The 18,866-nt window shown below is 40.3% G+C and carries 15 protein-coding genes; 6 read left to right on the top strand and 9 right to left on the bottom strand.

The annotated features are described in order from the left end of the window. Positions 1 to 39 precede the first annotated feature (39 nt). From MUN53_RS15375 to porZ, 3 genes are all read left to right on the top strand, one after another. Positions 40 to 2,664 carry a transglutaminase domain-containing protein gene (locus MUN53_RS15375; RefSeq protein ID WP_243326392.1) on the top strand — a complete coding sequence of 875 codons (2,625 nt, stop codon included), beginning with the start codon at positions 40 to 42 and terminating at the stop codon, positions 2,662 to 2,664. Positions 2,665 to 2,833: 169 nt separating this feature from the next. Next, positions 2,834 to 3,424, top strand: a complete 591-nt coding sequence (locus tag MUN53_RS15370; RefSeq protein ID WP_243326383.1) for a non-canonical purine NTP diphosphatase — start codon at positions 2,834 to 2,836, stop codon at positions 3,422 to 3,424. An 8-nt stretch (positions 3,425 to 3,432) separates the two neighbouring features. Then, a complete protein-coding gene (gene porZ / locus MUN53_RS15365) occupies positions 3,433 to 5,724 on the top strand; it encodes a type IX secretion system anionic LPS delivery protein PorZ (RefSeq protein WP_243326382.1) in 2,292 nt (763 codons plus the stop codon). Positions 5,725 to 5,739: 15 nt separating this feature from the next. Here the strand turns inward: porZ and MUN53_RS15360 are convergent, their stop codons facing one another. Continuing rightward, positions 5,740 to 7,056, bottom strand: coding sequence for a hypothetical protein (locus MUN53_RS15360; RefSeq protein WP_243326381.1), 1,317 nt, complete (start codon positions 7,054 to 7,056; stop codon positions 5,740 to 5,742). Between the two features lie 113 nt (positions 7,057 to 7,169). Next, positions 7,170 to 8,153: a quinolinate synthase NadA gene (gene nadA, locus MUN53_RS15355; protein WP_243326380.1), complete on the bottom strand. Its 984-nt coding sequence runs from the start codon at positions 8,151 to 8,153 to the stop codon at positions 7,170 to 7,172. 447 nt (positions 8,154 to 8,600) lie between these two features. Between nadA and MUN53_RS15350 the strand changes: the two genes are divergently transcribed. Both MUN53_RS15350 and MUN53_RS15345 read left to right on the top strand, forming a co-directional pair. Then, positions 8,601 to 9,389 carry a carboxylesterase family protein gene (locus tag MUN53_RS15350; protein WP_243326379.1) on the top strand — a complete coding sequence of 263 codons (789 nt, stop codon included), beginning with the start codon at positions 8,601 to 8,603 and terminating at the stop codon, positions 9,387 to 9,389. 6 nt (positions 9,390 to 9,395) lie between these two features. Further along, positions 9,396 to 10,649 carry an alpha/beta hydrolase family protein gene (locus MUN53_RS15345; protein ID WP_243326378.1) on the top strand — a complete coding sequence of 418 codons (1,254 nt, stop codon included), beginning with the start codon at positions 9,396 to 9,398 and terminating at the stop codon, positions 10,647 to 10,649. Here the strand turns inward: MUN53_RS15345 and MUN53_RS15340 are convergent. The 6 genes from MUN53_RS15340 to MUN53_RS15315 all read right to left on the bottom strand — a co-directional run bounded on the left by MUN53_RS15340 (position 10,640) and on the right by MUN53_RS15315 (position 16,744). Next, complete coding sequence (locus MUN53_RS15340; RefSeq protein WP_243326377.1) at positions 10,640 to 10,852, bottom strand: immunity 17 family protein; 213 nt, start codon at positions 10,850 to 10,852, stop codon at positions 10,640 to 10,642. The genes MUN53_RS15345 and MUN53_RS15340 overlap by 10 nt on opposite strands. Positions 10,853 to 10,879: 27 nt before the next feature. Then, on the bottom strand, positions 10,880 to 11,299 hold the full coding sequence (gene tsaE / locus MUN53_RS15335) for a tRNA (adenosine(37)-N6)-threonylcarbamoyltransferase complex ATPase subunit type 1 TsaE (protein ID WP_022454982.1): 420 nt from the start codon (positions 11,297 to 11,299) through the stop codon (positions 10,880 to 10,882). A gap of 73 nt (positions 11,300 to 11,372) precedes the next feature. Further along, on the bottom strand, positions 11,373 to 12,926 hold the full coding sequence (porX, locus tag MUN53_RS15330) for a T9SS response regulator signal transducer PorX (protein WP_243326391.1): 1,554 nt from the start codon (positions 12,924 to 12,926) through the stop codon (positions 11,373 to 11,375). Positions 12,927 to 12,993: 67 nt separating this feature from the next. Then, positions 12,994 to 13,773 carry a radical SAM protein gene (locus MUN53_RS15325; RefSeq protein WP_243326376.1) on the bottom strand — a complete coding sequence of 260 codons (780 nt, stop codon included), beginning with the start codon at positions 13,771 to 13,773 and terminating at the stop codon, positions 12,994 to 12,996. 135 nt (positions 13,774 to 13,908) lie between these two features. Next, positions 13,909 to 15,927, bottom strand: a complete 2,019-nt coding sequence (locus MUN53_RS15320; RefSeq protein ID WP_243326375.1) for a helix-hairpin-helix domain-containing protein — start codon at positions 15,925 to 15,927, stop codon at positions 13,909 to 13,911. A 10-nt stretch (positions 15,928 to 15,937) separates the two neighbouring features. Continuing rightward, a complete protein-coding gene (locus MUN53_RS15315) occupies positions 15,938 to 16,744 on the bottom strand; it encodes a PorV/PorQ family protein (RefSeq protein WP_243326374.1) in 807 nt (268 codons plus the stop codon). A 138-nt stretch (positions 16,745 to 16,882) separates the two neighbouring features. On the opposite strand from MUN53_RS15315, the gene MUN53_RS15310 reads away from it, so the two are divergent. Further along, complete coding sequence (locus tag MUN53_RS15310; protein WP_022454987.1) at positions 16,883 to 17,497, top strand: DUF4294 domain-containing protein; 615 nt, start codon at positions 16,883 to 16,885, stop codon at positions 17,495 to 17,497. Between the two features lie 6 nt (positions 17,498 to 17,503). Here MUN53_RS15310 and MUN53_RS15305 read toward each other — a convergent pair whose 3' ends face one another. After that, positions 17,504 to 18,034, bottom strand: coding sequence for an RNA methyltransferase (locus MUN53_RS15305; RefSeq protein ID WP_022454988.1), 531 nt, complete (start codon positions 18,032 to 18,034; stop codon positions 17,504 to 17,506). Between the last annotated feature and the right edge of the window lie 832 nt (positions 18,035 to 18,866).

Below are 18,866 nucleotides of genomic sequence, written 5' to 3'. Positions count from 1 at the left end.
ATCGCATGCGTGTCTGCCTTGTTCTTATGGACGAGTTGTATGAACAATTCATCCTCTCATTTCATTTCAGACACAGCCTACAGAACTCAGGTGGAAACAGATTTCCAATCTAGACAAACAACCTTGAGTGAAGGCAATTTGTTTACAGTATTCAATCAGTCAATGACACCGGAAGAAAAGGAAGCCATGAGTTTCCTGTACGCTTATATGCCGGTAGGCGACATTGCTGATTACAGTGGAGAATTTTTCCTGAAGAATGTCCGGACTTCTTTCCAGGCCAAACAGGAAATGCCGTGGGGAAAACAGATTCCGGAAGATATATTCCGTCATTTCGTTCTGCCGATCCGCGTAAACAATGAAAACCTGGACGAAAGCCGTATGGTCTTCTATCAGGAATTGAAAGATCGCGTAAAAGGACTCTCATTGCATGATGCCGTAATCGAAGTCAATCACTGGTGTCATGAGAAAGTAATCTATACACCGTCCGACGCTCGTACCAGTTCTCCTTTAGCCTCTGTTAAGACGGCTTACGGACGTTGTGGCGAAGAATCAACATTTACCGTAGCGGCTTTGCGTTCGGTAGGTATTCCGGCCCGCCAGGTTTATACGCCCCGTTGGGCACATACCGACGACAATCATGCATGGGTAGAAGCTTGGGTAGACGGACAATGGTACTTCTTGGGTGCTTGTGAGCCGGAACCTGTCCTGAACCTGGGATGGTTTAATGCTCCGGCAAGCCGTGGTATGCTGATGCATACGAAAGTATTCGGTAAATATCAGGGACCGGAAGAAGTCATGGTGCAGACTCCGCTTTATACGGAAATCAACATCATCGGTAACTATGCCGAAACTGCCAAAGCAACCATTAAAGTAGTGGATGCCAATCAGCAGCCGGTTTCAGACGCCCGTGTCGAATTTAAAGTATACAATTACGCCGAATTCTATACCGTTGCCAACAAAACAACCGATGCCAACGGTGAAACCTTCCTAACATCCGGTAAGGGTGATATGTTGGTTTGGGCATCAAAAGACGGCCAGTTTGGTTACAGTAAAGTTTCTTTCGGCCAGCAAAACGAAGTAACTGTAGTCTTGGACAAGAAAGCAGGTGAAGCTTATACGATCGATTTGGATATTGTTCCTCCTCCAGAGAAAGCGAAACTACCGGAAGTAACCTCGGAACAAAGAGCTGAAAATACTCGCCGTATGGCTGAAGAAGATTCTATCCGCAATGCTTATGTGGCTACCTTCTTTACAGACCAGAAGGCAAAAGACTTTGCTAAGGAAATAGGCATGGACGCCACTGTTGCTACCAAGCTGCTCGTTGGTTCACGCGGAAACTATCAAACCATTTCCGGTTTCCTGAAAGATGCTTCAGCCAACGACGAACAGAAAGAAGCAGCGATCGATCTGTTACAGCGTATTTCAGCTAAAGACCTGCGTGATGTTTCTCGTGAAGTATTGGATGATCATCTGAAGAATAGTATCTCCAACGGAAATATCGATCCGGAAATCTTTGCACAGTACGTACGGAACCCGCGTGTAGCCAACGAAATGATTACACCGTATAAGGCATTCTTCCAAAAAGCTGTTCCGGAAGCCGACTTGAAAGCTTATCAGGCAGATCCGATGAAGCTGGTAGATTGGGTAAAGAACAATATCACCATCGATGAAAAATGCAACTTGGGTGGCGCACCGATTTTCCCGGAAGGTGTTTGGAAAGCACGCATAGCCGACAAACATTCACGCGATATCTTCTTTGTTTCGTTATCACGCGCTTTAGGAATTCCGGCACGTATTGACGAAGTAACCCGTAAAGTTCAGTTGTTCTCGGGTAAAGAAATCATCGACATTAACTTCCAGGCAGCCGAACAAACAACAAGTTCAAAAGGGACTTTACAGGCAGATTATAAACCAATCAAGGCATTGGAAGATCCTAAATATTATTCTCATTTCACCATCTCTAAACTGACCGACGGACGTTTGCAGTTATTAAACTACGAAGAAGGTGATGTAGACATGGGTAGCGGTGCAACATGGAGTAATCTGCTGAAGAAAGGAACGCAAATGGATACAGGCAGCTACTTATTGGTAAGTGGTACACGTATGGCCAGCGGAACCGTATTGGCCCAGCTGACTTTCTTCAACATCGAAGAAGGAAAGACAACACAGGTTCATCTGAATATGCGTGAAAACAAAGATGACATCCAGGTAATCGGAAACTTCAACTCAGAGAACAAATACATCTCTGCCGAAACAGGCGAAGAAACCAGTCTGCTGGCTACAACAGGACGTGGTTATTACGTCGTTGCCATCTTAGGTGCTCGTCAGGAACCGACGAATCATGCGATGCGCGATATCGCTGCAGTGAAAGACCAATTAGAAACTTGGGGCAGAAAGATGGTATTACTCTTCCCGGATGAAGAAGGATACAAGAAATTTGATCCGGCAGAGTTCAAGGGTTTACCGAATAATATCGTTTACGGTATTGACAAGAGTCATGCTATCCAGAAAGAAATGGTAGCAGCCATGAAGCTGGAACATGCCAATACATTGCCAATCTTCCTCATTGCCGATACATTTAACCGTGTTGTATTTGTTTCTCAAGGCTATACAATTGGTTTAGGTGCTCAAATGATGCAGATTATCCATAAATTAGAACAATAATATTCTTTCTCCTTAGAGAATAAAAGGAAGCTAATCCCGGTCGTATTTAATCTCACGAATACGGCCGGGATTTATTTATTTCCACTATCTTTGTTTTTTATTGGCAACCCATACAATGATTTACGGGTAAATACGTTATTGTACATATAAACATCTAAGTTTACATCTTATGAAATTAGTATTCGCAACCAACAATAAGCACAAACTGGACGAAGTACGCAAGATAACTTCACATCATCCAGTCGAAATAGTTAGTTTGGCAGAAATCAATTGTTTCGATGATATACCTGAAACAGCCGATACATTAGAAGGAAATGCGCTTCAGAAGGCTCATTATATTCAGGAAAAGTTCGGATTAAACTGTTTCGCTGACGATACCGGTCTGGAAGTAGAAGCCTTGAATAACGCACCAGGTGTTTATTCTGCCCGTTATGCAGGTCCGGGACATGATTCGGAAGCCAATATGAAGAAGTTATTGCATGAGATGGAAGGAAAGGAAAACCGAAAGGCCCGTTTCCGGACAGTCATTGCCTTAGTATGGAACGAAAAGACTTATACTTTTGATGGTATTGTAAACGGAACCATTACCACAACCAAGCGAGGAGAAAATGGTTTTGGCTATGATCCTATTTTCATACCGGAAGGATACGAACAAACTTTTGCCGAATTAGGAAACGATATCAAGAATCAAATCAGTCATCGGGCAAAAGCTGTCGAAAAACTGGATGAATTTCTTACCCAATTATCCGATCATAAATAAACTGTTGCATGAATAAAATATGTTTTCTTGTTCTGTTATGTTGTAGTTGTATCCAATCTATTTATGCTCAATTCGATAAATGGACGATACATCAGGCGTATAATAACACGGCATTAGTAGCCGAGACACCGAATTACGTGTTTGCAGTAGCAGATAGTTCACTATATGCTTACGGAAAGGAAGACCAAAGCTTGACAACTTATTCCAAGAAGAACGGATTAAGCGATAATAAAATAAAGGTCATTCGTTATCATGCTAATAAACATACGTTGGTAATAGGTTATCGAAATGGTAATATCGATCTGTGGAATGAAAGCGGTATCTACAATCTTCCTTACCTGAAGAATAGTACTTCTATACAAGATAAAACGATTAACGATATCTACTTCTCCGATAACTATGCCTATATATCCACACAAGTTGGTATTGTCGTTGTCAATCTGACAAAACAGGAAATAACCGATACGTATCGTATCGGAGCCGTTCGCTCAGCATGTATTATAGGTAATACACTTTATGCATTAACAAGTACAGGCATCAGACAAGGAAAACTAAATGATAACTTATTGGATGAATCCAATTGGAGCGATCTGACAATCCAAACCGATCAATTCGAATTAAGTAGCATCACTAAAATAGCTGATTTCCAAAATAAGTTATGCATGTGCATTTCTTCAAAAGGAGTCTATTACTTAAACAATAACAATGTTACCAAGTTTCTCCTTGACTCCAACTTATCAGGAATGAAAGTAGAAAACGGAAAACTGATGGCATTCACTCCGTATGGATTCTATGTATCTACCGATTTAGTTAACTTCCAAACTATCACAGGTGGATTTAATTCCTTAAAAGATGTCACTTATTTACAAACAGCCGATACATATTGGTTAGCTTGTGGAACCAATGGAATCATGGGAGTTAAGAAGAAATCCGATTCAAATTCGTATGACACATTAGTCGACGGACTAACGATTAATAGTCCGAAAAGAAACTATGCCTGGGATTTAAAGTATGAAGGAGGTAAACTTTGGGTAACAGGAGGTGGAAGAGGATTAGATCGTTATTTCCGAACAAATACCATCATGACGTATGCTAATGGTCAATGGACTAACTATGATGAGCAAAAGATTGCCAAACAATTAAATGCTTATTACATCCAAGATGCTTTAAACTTAGCTGTTGATCCGAATGATCCAACGCATACTTATGTAGCCTATTATGGTGAAGGTATTCTGGAACTGAAAAATGATACGGTACTAAACTGGTTTAATTTAACAAATAGTCCATTAGAAACAACAACTGGCAATAACAAACGATATATCCGTATTGGTAGCGTCACTTTTGATAATAAACAGAATTTATGGATTGCCAATTGTAGAGTTCCAGGTGCAATTAAAGTACTCACAGCAGATAAAGAATGGTACAGTTATACAAATACAGCTATAGCAAATGCTGAAATTATAGACAAAATACTTATTACCAAACAAGGGTATAAATTCATTAATCTATATCATTCCAGCAAACCTGGCTTCTTTGCTTTAAATGATAACGGAACTGTTACAGATCAATCTGATGATGTTTCTGAATATTATGCTGCCGTCAGTGATAACCAAGGAAATACTTTGGATGCCAGTATGTTTTATTGTATGACAGAAGACAAAGACGGTTATATTTGGGCTGGAACCAATATCGGACCGATTGTTTGTTATAATCCATCGAAGATAGAAGATTTACGGTTTAACCGAATTGTGCTGGCCGATGAATCCGATTACCTGTTAAATGGAGTCCGAGTCAACGCTATTGCTGTTGATGGCAGTAATCAGAAATGGATTGCTACGGATGGTTCGGGAGTTTTCCTTGTCAATGCCGATGGAACGGAAGTAATTGAAAACTTTACAACTGATAATTCTCCGCTTCCTACCAATTCTATTAACAGTATAGCTATTAATCCGGAAAGTGGAGAAGTATTCTTTGCAGCCGACGGCTATGGTGTTTTGTCGTATCAAGGAGAAGCTACCGAAGGAAAAGAAAACTATTCAGATATACATGCTTACCCAAATCCTGTCAGACCAGACTTTGATGATAAAGTAATTATTACAGGATTGATGAGTAATTCCAATGTTAAGATTACGGATATTGCCGGTAACTTGATTTACCAGACAAAATCAGTTGGTGGACAAGTTTCCTGGAATTGCAAAAACAGCAAAGGAAATCGTGTTGCAACAGGTGTTTATTTGGTCTTAGCTGCTACACCCGAAAGTAAGGAAAGTGTTGTGACCAAAATCATGGTTATTAAATAAATCTTTAATATTCAATTATTTATACACTTTAGTTATAGTCCATTCTCCTAAATCATAAGTAAGAATTTCTTTTATCTCAGTTTTTCTATCTGTTGAAATATTTTCATTTAATATGGAAAAACGAGATAAAGGATATTCATTATTAATTAAATCTGTATAGAACCAACCAGAAACCTCGTCTTCCTTTTCATACAAATTATACTTTCTATGCGGATAATCATATCTCAGCATATTATATAATTGTGGATAATTAGAAATAACAAAATTTGTATCAGGAGATTGTTTATTTATAAATGTCTCAATCTTCTTATATGGATAGATTTCTAAATAATGCAATGGTAAAATGCCTATACATATATTCCAGGAAAACATAGCTAGCGCTATCCACTTTACAGTATCACTATTTATGTAATACCGAAATGAAAAATAAATTGTAAATGCAAATGGTAACATAACCATAAATTCAGCATTTCCATTTGATAAAAAAGCAAAGCATAATTGCAGTATAAAGATATAACCATGACATTTGGCAAAATAGTCTAATTCTTTATCTATACCCTCATTCTTATAGCATATTCTTTTATGCAATATACTTTTGATAAATAAAACCAAACATGTTCCCAATAAAATAATTCCTATACCTCCGTAAAAATAATTTTGTAACAATGATGGTATATAACCATGCACTTGAATCAATGTTCTGATAAGATTAACAGGAGTCAATAATACAGCATGTTTAAAACTAAAACCTACACTCTCTACATAAAAATAATCATGAAAAACGTAATGAATAATATTATCTCCTTCTACTTGAGGATAGAATAAATAAACCAATACATAACTTAAAGGAACAATACAAGCTGCCCCTATATAAACCACCAAAGCTTTAATTCGAATTGGTGAGGATTGATAAATAGCAAACAAACCCAATCCCAACCACCAAAAGAAATGAATTTGATGAAATAAACAAGCAATAGCCGCTAATAAACTTGTAAGAAAGAAAGAACGTTTATACAACCAACAACAACTGGCTGCTAATGAAAAAAATAAAGGGATTATATAAGTTTCTACATCTGTTGCATACCTCATAAATCCCCAACATGAACCTACCAATAAAAGTAAAGGTACAACTTTTTCCGATTCTAATTTAAATAAAAGGATCTTACGAAAAACACATAAACATCCTATTGCCCCAAGAGCATTTAATAAGCATAAAAAAGATAACGTATCATGTATATGAAATAATTGGCTACAAACATAACCCAATACATTATATAATAAATGATGAGGATAAAACAAATCAATTCCCTCTCGTATATCTGCAGCATACATATATGCATCATTGGTATTATTTATAGATGGGAACAAACTATAAACAATACCAATGAAAAACAAAACCAGTAAACTCTGATCGAGATTACAAAGAAACTTTCCCTTCCTCCTCATCACAAGCCTAATTGGGCGGAAATATCGAGCATACGTTGAATCGGACGAATGGCTTTTTGCTGAATGGCTTCATCCACAAAGATTTCGGGAAGTTCGTATTTCAACGTATTATATAGTTTCTCCATCGTATTCAAACGCATGAAGTTACATTCGTTGCAGGCACATGTACTGTCGTTGGGCGGTGCCGGAATAAATTCTTTATCCGGACAGGCCTTGCGCATTTCGTGTAATACGCCGCTTTCGGTAGCTACGATGAATTGTTTGCCGGAAGACTTGATGACATGTTTCAAAAGTCCGGCTGTCGAACCTACATAATCAGAGATTTCAACAATGTATTTCTTGCATTCCGGGTGACAAATTACTTCGGCTCCGGGATGTTGTTTCTTCAGTTCCAGGATCTTTTCCAATGAGAATTGTTCATGCACATGGCAGGCTCCGTTCCAAAGCAGCATGTTCCGGCCTGTAATGCTGTTGATATAACTTCCCAAATTACGGTCCGGACCAAAGATAATCTTCTCATCGGCGGGCAGACTTTCAACAATCTGACGGGCATTGGTAGAAGTAACCACAATGTCGGTCAGGGCTTTTACAGCCGCACTTGTATTGACATACGAAATAACGGTATGACCCGGATGTTCTTTTACAAAGGTCTCAAACTCAACCGCCGGACAACTGTCGGCCAACGAACAGCCAGCATTCAAATCGGGTACCAGTACTTTCTTGTTCGGACAAAGGATTTTGGCTGTTTCGCCCATGAAATGAACACCACAAAGCACCAAGATATCGGCCGTTGTCTTGGCAGCCCATTGCGCCAAAGCCAGACTGTCACCTACAAAATCAGCAATGTCCTGAATCTCTGCTGTCTGATAATAATGCGCCAGGATAACGGCGTTCTTCTCTTTTCTCAGTTTATTGATTTCTTCCTTCAAATCAATCCCTGCCGGAACAGGTATATTCATATATCCGATAGACTGTGTTTGCATATCTCTCTTATTATTGGTTATATCCTCGACTATAGCATGCAAAAATAAAAGGAATCGACTCATCTATACCAAGGTTTTCCAGCGAATTAAATTAATCCAACAATAATTTACATCGTTTTTATTTTCTCCATGAATTTAACTCTTGGATATGGGTTGAAAGCTGATGAATCAAAACCGAAAATACAGAGGCTTATTTTCGTCATTCTCACAAACTATTCTTTAGTTCACGGCGTGAACTAAGTAATCTACAGTGAGAACTAAGTAGTTCACGGCGTGAACTACTTAAACCACGTCGTGAACTAAAGAATTTACTTATACATTTTAAAGAAAGGAAAAGGAAGATGCTGTTTATTTTTCTCTCCTTTTCAAACAATAATTCAGTTCCTGAAATAGAAAGAGGAATCAAATAAATTCGTACTTTTGGGAATAACATTAAAATCAAATCGTATGAAAACACGGACAAATTGGTTAATCTTATTGATCTTCACATTTTTATCAACCAGCCTGTATGCAGGCGACAAAACAAGTTTCCTGAAAAAACAATTTACAGCCCAAAACGGCTACAAACTCAATTATCGTATTCTTTATCCGTTGAACTATTCGCCAGACAAGCAATATCCGATTATTCTTTTCCTGCATGGAGCAGGAGAGAAGGGTAGTGATAACGAATCCCAATTACTGCATGGCGGAGATATGCTGGCTTCGTATGAGAATCAATCCAACTATCCCGCTATCATCATTGCTCCGCAATGTCCGGAAGGAGAAACATGGGCACCGTATCTACATCCGAGTCAGAATAACGGGAAAAGAGAATTCCCTTACTCAGCTCCGGCAACAAAAGCGATGAAGGCCGTAAAAGAAATGCTGGATTGTTATATAGATAAAGGTATTGTCGATACCAAACGCATCTATATTACCGGATTATCAATGGGTGGCATGGGCACTTTTGATGCTGTTTGCCGTTATCCCAACTTCTTTGCTGCTGCTTCTCCAATCTGTGGAGGTATAAACTTGAAACGTTTGGAAAACTTCAAGGGGAAAACGGGTTTCAGTATTTACCACGGAGCTGCCGATGATGTAGTAGATCCGCAATTTTCGAGAGATGCTTATGCTACACTTCAAAAGATTAATGCGGATGTCCGCTACAAAGAATATCCGGGAGTCAAGCATAACAGTTGGGACAATGCGTTTGCTGAGCCGGATTATCTGAAATGGATGTTTCAACATAGTTTATAAGAAGCTATGAAACCGATATGGTTATTACTGATCGTAGCCTGTATTTTCAGTATGAAAGTACAGGCTCAGTCATTTGAACCGGAAGAACATGCTACTTTTCAGACGAATCGGACCGACGGACGTTTCGTTAGTTCGAGAGCCGTTGCTCATCAGCTGATGAAAGAGCTTGAACCGGCTTTCAGTTTCCGGCCTTCGATGCAGGCAGCCGACTTCAAAAACTGGCAGAAACATGTCCGCTTGCAGATGGAACAATTAATGAAACATCCGCAATTACAAAACTTACCAGATCCGGTTTGTATTCGTACCGAACAACGGGATGGTTACCGGTTAGAAAAATGGGAAGCTTATCCGTTGCCGGCTTGTGTTGTGCCGTTCTTAGTTCTGATACCGGATAATCTGGACGAAAAGCATCCGTCTCCGGCTGTTCTTTGTATTCCCGGTTGGGGTGGAACCAAAGAAGAACTGGCTGGCGAACCACAGCTGTATGCTCCTGATAAACCGACCCAAGAAAGTAAGAACTCCATGGCTTATCAGTATGTCAAGGCTGGACTGATTGCCGTTGCCGTAGATAATCCGGGAAGTGGAGAGCTGGCAGATCTGGAAACAGAAGCGAAATCGTATGCATACGACTTCCAGACATTTGCCCGTTCGTTACTAGAATTAGGGTGGAATTACTTGGGATATTCTTCTTATACCAACCAGCATATCCTGAATTGGATGAAACATCATCCTCTTATGCGGAAGGATCGTCTGATCGTCAGTGGCTTTTCTTTCGGAACAGAACCGTTGATGGCGTTGGGAAATATGGATGAATCCATTTACGCCTTCGTCTATAACGACTTTCTTTGTCGTACCCGCGAACGGGATCTGGTATTGACGATGCCCGACGAGAAAGGACGACGCGGTTGGCCCAACGATATATCTCACCTGATTCCTGCCTTCCTCTGTAACTTCGATTTTCCGGATCTGGTAGCAGCCCTGGCACCTCGTCCGGTGATTTGTACCGAAGGCGGATTGGATCGTGACTTAAATCTGGTCAAACGGGCATACGAACTGGCCGGACATCCGGAGAACTTTACCTTTTATCATTATAAGGACTTACAAGATTCTACGAAGAGAAAGAATCTGACGACTTTACCCGAAGGATTGGATGGAGAGACATATTTCAAGCTGGTCAACGTACAGCCGGAAAATCATTATTTCAAGTCGGAATACATTATTCCCTGGATCAAAGAACTACTGGAGAAGGATCACCAGTAAATAAAGCCGACAACGCCGCACGCTATCAAAGCGATTCCCAAAAGGACATAAAAGATGCGTGCGCCGTTGCGACCAAACCGTTTGACAAATATCCTGGCTCCGTCGGTCTGAAAGTACCAATCCAAATTCAATACCGAAGCTGTGATGGAAAAAACTCCCAACACGATAAACAAAACCAAGATGAAATATTCAGACGGCTGCATAGTTTATTACCTGTATTTCGTATTCAATCAATTTACTTCTACCGTTCGTGAGCCATCCGGATTCTCTGTAATCGTTACATCCACTACATCTCCCGGCAACAGATCTTCTACCTTTTCAGGCCATTCGATAAAGCAAAGCGCTCCACTGTAGAAATAATCTTCTGTACCGATATCTTCAGCTTCGCTCAACTTATTTATACGATAGAAATCGAAATGGTAGATCAGTTCGCCCGTTGTTTCCGAACGATATTCGTTGATGATGGCGAAAGTCGGACTGTTGATGACATCTTCAACGCCCAATTCTTCACACAGAGCCTTGATAAAGGTTGTCTTTCCGGCTCCCATTTTCCCATGAAAGGCAAAAACCGTACGGTCGTCCATATTGGCAATGAACTCTTTTGCCGCTTCATGAATCGTATCTAAACTTGTAATCTGAATCGTTTTCATACTCATTTACTATTGTTATCTGCAAATATAGAGAGAAAGATAAAAAGGAACAACACTTATTTCCTTTCCTCCATTAAATCTTAGGCATCATCGTAATAAACGGAATGAGCATTTCTTCCATGGAAATACCACCATGCTGGAATGTATTCTTATAATACGACACATAATAGTTGTAGTTGTTGGGATAAGCGAAGAAATTCTCATTCAAGGCAAAGATATATTTGCTGCTCAAGTTCGGAGAAGGCAAACCTACCTTTTCCGGATCCCGGATCTCAAAGACTTCTTTCGGATTATAATTCAAGTTCTTTCCAACCTTATACCGCAAATTGGTATTGGTATTCCGGTCTCCGATTACTTTCACCGGCGTATCTACCCGGATTGTTCCATGGTCGGTCGTAACAATCACTTTATATCCTGACTTGGCAATACGCTTAAACAATTCCAAAGTCGTAGAATGTTGAAACCAGGAACGTGTTAAACTCCGGTAAGCGGCTTCACTTTGAGCCAACTCACGTATCATCTTGCTTTCCGTTCGTGCATGAGAAAGCATATCGACAAAGTTCAATACAACTACATTCAACTGGTTTTTCAACAGCGAAGGAATCATTCCCAACAGCTTTTCTCCGTACTGCGAATCGTGAACTTTATTATAAGAGAACGTATATTTCTTCCGGAAACGGTCAATCTGTGTCTGAATCAAAGGTGCTTCATTCAAGTTTTTGCCTTCTTCGCTTTCTTCATCCACCCATAAATCCGGGAACATCTTCTCTATTTGTACCGGCATTAATCCGGAAAAGATGGCATTCCGGGCATATTGAGTCGCCGTCGGCAAGATACTGTAATACAAACTCTCGTCGAAGGTATAGAATTCAGCCAGCAAATCTTTCACCACACGCCACTGGTCCATTCGGAAGTTATCAATCAGGATAAAGAATACTTTCTCTCCTTCGTCAAGCAAAGGGAAAATCTTCTTCTTGAATAAATCCGGACTCATCAACGGACGTTCGGTCGGATTGTTTATCCAGTCTTCATAGTTCCGTTTGACAAACTTACCGAAAGCATTGTTCGCTTCTTCCTTTTGCATCAACAACATATCTTTCATGGTAACCTGACTGCTTTCCAGTTCCAGTTCCCAATAGATAAGTTTCTTATACACTTCCATCCAGTCGTCGGTCGTCAGCGAATCATTGATCTGCATACCAATCTTGGCAAACTCCTGTTGATAACCTTCAGTAGTTGTTTGCGAGATAATGACATTCTTATGCACATTCTTCTTGATCGACAGTAATAACTGATTCGGATTGACGGGTTTGATCAGATAATCCGCAATCTTATTGCCGATAGCTTGGTTCATAATGCTTTCTTCCTCGCTTTTCGTCACCATCACCACCGGTGTATTCGGAGCTATTTCCTTGATTTGTGACAAAGTTTCCAAGCCAGTGAGACCAGGCATATTCTCGTCGAGGAAAATAATATCAAAACTTTGCTCCCGACAACAGTCGATAGCATCTTGTCCGCTGACTACCGGCGTCACTTCATATCCTTTTTCCTGCAGAAACATCATGTGAGGCTTCAGCAAATCAATCTCATCATCTGCCCATAAAACTTTGTCCTTCTTCATTGCGATATGTTGTTTTAAGTTCTTGAGTTTATAAGTTCTGAATTATCCGTCAACTATTTCTCCTGTTAACCGATCAATAAGAAACCGAAACCTGGAATCCCATTTCCCGGGCACGTTCGGCAATAGCATCCAAATCTTCTTTCGAAACCTTGTACAATGTCTTTAACGGAGTTTCCCGGTCAATCGTATAAATCATTACCTGATTCGGATTAATTTTCTTCAAGGCATCCAACCAACCGGTAATTTCTTCTTCGGTTGTGTTATCCACTTTCACACCATCTTTTTCGCCACGTAAAAACATCGTCTGAATAATCACCTTACCATGGAAGCGACAAAGGTTTTTCAACAACTTATCAAAACAGAATCCCGGTTGGTTAGGATTATCTATTTGTCGGATGCGACTATCCAAAACCGAATCCAGTTTCATGATATTATCATCTACCTTGCATAAGGCTTCAAAGACTTCTTCCTTATCCAACATGGTTGAATTAGACAAGACAGCAATCTTGGCCGACGGACAATGTTCGTTACGAATGGCGATCGTATCTTCTATAATTCCGGCAAAATCCGGATGAATGGTTGGTTCTCCATTACCGGCAAAGGTAATCACGTCCGGAACAAGTCCTTCTGCTCGCATATCATCCAGCTTCTTCGTCAGTTGTTCTTTCACTTCTTCCCGTTTCGGCAGTGGCGTACGCGTCCGATGATCTTCATTATACCCACATTCACAATAAATACAATTGAATGTACATAGCTTACCATCTTTGGGAAACAAGTTGATGCCCAGAGAAACACCTAATCGGCGGCTATGTACCGGACCATAAACAATCTTGTCAAAAAGAATCGTTGCCATAACTTATTATTATTAATTCTTGTTTCTTCATTCGTTCATGAGCAAATGTACAAAAATTAGACATTACATGCACCCGAATAAACCTTCTTTTCACTTTATAACAACCTCTGAACATTGTCTGATGAAAAATCCTTTTCAGAACTTCCAGCGAAGCAATACGTTTAAATCGGTTTTGCCTTGTCCTTCTATTTCTTCTGTATCTGTTCCAATCCTGTCTCGGTCTGTGTACCAGGTATGAGCAAACTTGGCGGATACCGTAAACCATCTTTTCAGATCCCAACGGAAAGAGACGGCTACCCGAAGTCCTTTTCCATAAAACGAAGGCATGTAAAACGCATACAGGATATTCTTCTCATACGAACTGATGCGTGTCGCATAATTGTCGGTTGCAAACCAAGCGATATAGGTATCCAACTGCAATGGATATTGTACCGGTTTCCAACCCGCACTTTGGGAAATCATATATCCTTTATTGGATTCTTCCGTATTTGCCGAGACAATACCATCTGCCGACGTACGTAATTTCCAGGAATCACCCAGTAAATAAGTAGCTTGCCAACGAAACCGATGTTGCCTGCTTTCTTCATCCTTCTCTTTTCCCTTATAACGAAGATAAGAGGAGAAATGTTGATTCGGTGTATAATCCAGTTGAAACATATATTCTTTCCCGGTCGAAGGAAAATCGATCTGGTATTTCAACCAGGGAAAACGGTAGAAATCCGCATACCAAGACAGTTTCCAATGTCCGAAAGGTGTCCACTGGCAACCTAAATAGATTCCATGTTCGTTCTGCACCGCTTTATTCTGTGCAAACGCATTTCCAAAGAACGCCTGGTAACGGCGGTCATAATACCGATACAACACCAGCAATGAGAAATAAGAAGCCGGTGTCAGTTGCAGGGCATTCAGCGTAGCAATGGCTTTATTGGCTGAGAGAGCCGTCTCGCCATATAGTTTTCCCCATCGGTTTTTCCACATATAATCCACACTCATGTTGACATTCTTTTCTCCACGGAAAGCAAAATGATTATACAATTGTTCTTGTGGATACATAGTCTTTCCGCCGAATGTATAATGAACAGCCGTTATACCCAAATGATAATTCGGATGTGCCCAGCGGACGTTTCCACCGAACGTATGCATCGTTACTGTATGCCTTTTTTCCCAATCCCGCTGTAAACGATGCAACCCGTCGGTCTTGATGGTTGGAAAGGTATCATTCTCTACCGCCGCATCCAGTTTCCGGTAGGAATAAAAGAAACTGGCATCCCAGTCTTTCCAGGTGAGCGTTAATCCGGTTCCCCGGAAGAAATCCTGTTCGTTGGTCGAGAAATGTCTTCTGAAACCATTGTTCCTTCGTTCAGCCTGTGCTACCAAAGCCGAACGGCTTGGCGAGAAATCGTTACTGATTACCAAGCCTTGTCCGAAAGAAACCTTATAATCACCTAATACCAGAGTTTTCAACACCCCTTGTTCTTTTATCAACGCATGGAAGGAATAATAATCATATCCTTTATGCTTTCCTGTCCAAAAAGGTTCGCCGGCATCTTTTTCTGCCACCAAACCTGCCTGTAAATAATCTTCAAACTCATAGGCATACCGCAAGGAGGTATAAAACGATTCGCCTAAGTATTTCCGGTTCGGATAACGGGCTAAAACAGAATCCGGATATGAACCATAGCCTTTCTTTTGTTGTAAACAGCGGTCATACCTGATTTGCAATTCATTATTTCCATATTTCAACAGGTTTTTCACCGTAAAAGGAAGCTTATTAACCGTTTTTTCACCAACATAGACAAAAGGCAAAAGCAACTGGATAGTTTGATAATCCAACCCATTGACACCTTTCAACTCATAGATAGAAACCATTTCCCCGTATTTCTTCCGATAGGCAATCAGCTGTTCGATTTGTCGGTCTGTCAGAAACGGCAAACGGGAAAGTTCTTCCGCCGTTACCTGATTCAAATCCATCGGATGTTCCGACAAGTAGGAGAGTTCGGTATAAAGAGCTTCCAACTGATTCTCATTCGCTGATTCTTCAGCTAATTCTTCTATATATTCTTTCCACTTATCAACAGAAACAGATTCCTGAGAATAAGTATTATAACGACTTATAAACACGGTTATCAAAAGAATTATCAACTGCTTTTTCATACGTATCTGATTAAAAGGAATAAGACAAACCAACACCTGAATTCACACCTAATACCGGATGCCACAACGCTACTGCGTCTAATTGCCAATGATGAAGGGAAAAACCGACTCCTAAACTGGGCAGAAAAGGATCGGCTTGCAGGCCGGCACGCAACTGAAAGCAATTCCAAACTTCGTACTCTACACCGAATCCACCTTGTATCCGGTGGTTTTCATCCACTCCGGCAAACGAAGTTATGAGTAGGTTATTGAGAACTTCCCAGTTGAAACCGATCTGAACAGCATAGGTTCTAAGTTCATTCAGATTCAAATCTTTAGCACTTATACGCACAGAAGGTAAATCTCGCGCTACACATCCAATCAACAACTTATCAAAGGGAATATAAACAATCCCGATATCGGTGGACAGACGGGCCGGAATCTCTTCATATAACTCCGATTGTATCCAGGAATATTGAAAAGACACACCCATCATCCAGCGGGTATTCAACTGTTTTCCCAAGAATATCCGGCCCATGTTCTGCCGATACCGTTCGTATCCGAACGAAGCCAGATGAATACCGGTTGACAAATAAGTATTCGGGTATTGAAAACTTCCGTTGATACTGCCCAGTTCTTTCAAGGCATAGCGGTTAAAATATTCCAGATGAATGACTTTGTCTGTTGATAACTGCACCAGAGCCGGATTGGAAAACGAAGAAAGAGTAACGCCGTTTCCACCCAGAGCCAACGCCCGGGTATCAGGCAAACGGAGATTTTCTTCTGCAGAAACAGGAAACAGACAAATGAACAAAAAGGATAGTTCCAACAGTTTCATAGTTACAGGAGTTTTGGTTATACATACTTCGCAAATATAAACAACGGAAACGAGTTCATCAAGTTTATCTGGTCGAAACTTGAATTAACAAATTAAACTCACAAGTTATCAACAGGATTTATACATTTGCATCGGCTTATGAAACAGAGTACTATACATATCATATTCACAATCGGACTGAGTTGCTGGTTAGGTTCATCCGAAAGTAAGGCACAATCTATCCGGATGAATACGTTGCCCGAAGGATATCATCGGGCCTATGTGGAAGGAAATGATACGATTGCCGTATTCAACCTGCGGGATGTGTATATATTTCCGCCGGTAAAGTTCCGTAACAAACGGGAAGAAGCCAAATACTGGAAACTGGTACGTGATGTGAAGAAAACGCTTCCGTATGCAAAACTGGTATATGAAACCCTGATAGAAACATACGAATATATTGAAACCCTGCCGACTGAGAAAGAACAACAGGAACATCTCAAGCGGATGGAAAAGGAATTGTTTGCCCAATATAAACCGGAATTGAAGAAGATGACGCTTTCGCAAGGTAAACTGTTGATTAAGTTGATCGACCGGGAATGCAATCAATCCAGTTATCACCTGGTAAAAGCTTTCTTAGGCAGCTTCCGTGCCGGCTTCTGGAACCTTTTTGCCGGTATGTTTGGTGCCAGTCTGAAAACAGAATACGATCCGAAAGGTAAAGATGCCTTGACCGAACGGATCGTCGTCCTGGTAGAAAGCGGGGCGTTATAAACAGATTTATAAGCCCAGCTGATTGAAAAACTCCCAAATGACAATACCGGTCGTTACCGATACATTGAGGGAATGCTTCGTTCCGTATTGGGGAATTTCAATACATAAATCACAATTATCAACGACCGACTGTTGAACACCTTTTACCTCGTTTCCCATGACGATCGCATACTTTTTCGTCTTGTCTAACACCAGTTTATCCAACATGGTACTGCCTTCGGCCTGTTCGATAGCACAGACTGTATAACCCTGTTGCTTTAAGTTATCAACAGCTTCCAGCGTATCTTTGAAATACTTCCAGTCCACCGAATCTTCCGCTCCCAAAGCCGTCTTGTGGATTTCAGCATGGGGCGGACATGCCGTGATACCACACAGATAAATAGATTCCACCCGAAATGCATCGGAAGTACGGAATACCGAACCCACATTATTCAAGCTCCTCACATGGTCAAGTACCACGATCAGAGGAATTTTCTCACTATTCTTGAAGGCTTCCGGTGTCAGCCTGTTCAATTCTGTTACCTTTAATTTACGCATAGCTTTATCTTTCCTGCAAAAGTAGTGAATAAATGTGGATAGCCCGTTAAAAACCTATTTATAACTCGTGCATACAAAATGAAAAATAAAGCTTGCAGAATCCAAAAACTCATCCATACAAACCGGTTCCCTGATTCTCCAAATAAGTAAACCAATAGTTTTGATGAACTATTCACAGGGTATTTTCACCTATTAACCACCTTTTGGGAGAATAAACTTTTCCACTACATCTGTTTTTAACTACTGATCCCATTATTTCACTATATCATTAAAAATCAATCAATAAGAATATGAATAACCTGTTGGTATCTTTTTTATAACCGTTTATCCGACTTTAATAACGGAACAATCAAGTTTTCTTTCCAAAAAGTTTTAACACTATCAACCGACATATATTATCATCTAAGAGATTTAAAAATTAAAGAATAAAAAAAGATATAATAATAATGATGAATGGAATCGTTGATAACGTTTGAAAACGTTGATTTTTGCTGTGGAATGCAGAAGCTACTGGTTTCTGTTCTCCTTTCATGGGAAGACAACCCGGTGAGTGGATAACTAGAAAACCGGGTTACTTAATGCGTGAATTCGTGATATGTTTATACTTTTCCCGTTATATCTATACCGTTCCACCCAGGTGGAATGATCGTACCACGTAGGTGAAACGATCTCTTCACCCTTGTGGAACGATCGTTTCACAGGGGTGATACGGTATAATTTTTGTCATTTAACGGATTTAGTTGACTTAAAATCTCTTTATAAATAAAAGGGGTTGACTCTAGTTTAACTTATTTATATACTGAGTTGACTCATATTTTTGTTAATCACTCAA

It is taken from the genome of Parabacteroides faecalis, from assembly GCF_022809355.1.
Lineage (GTDB): Bacteria > Bacteroidota > Bacteroidia > Bacteroidales > Tannerellaceae > Parabacteroides > Parabacteroides faecalis.
This window is presented reverse-complemented; position numbering and strand designations above follow the sequence as displayed.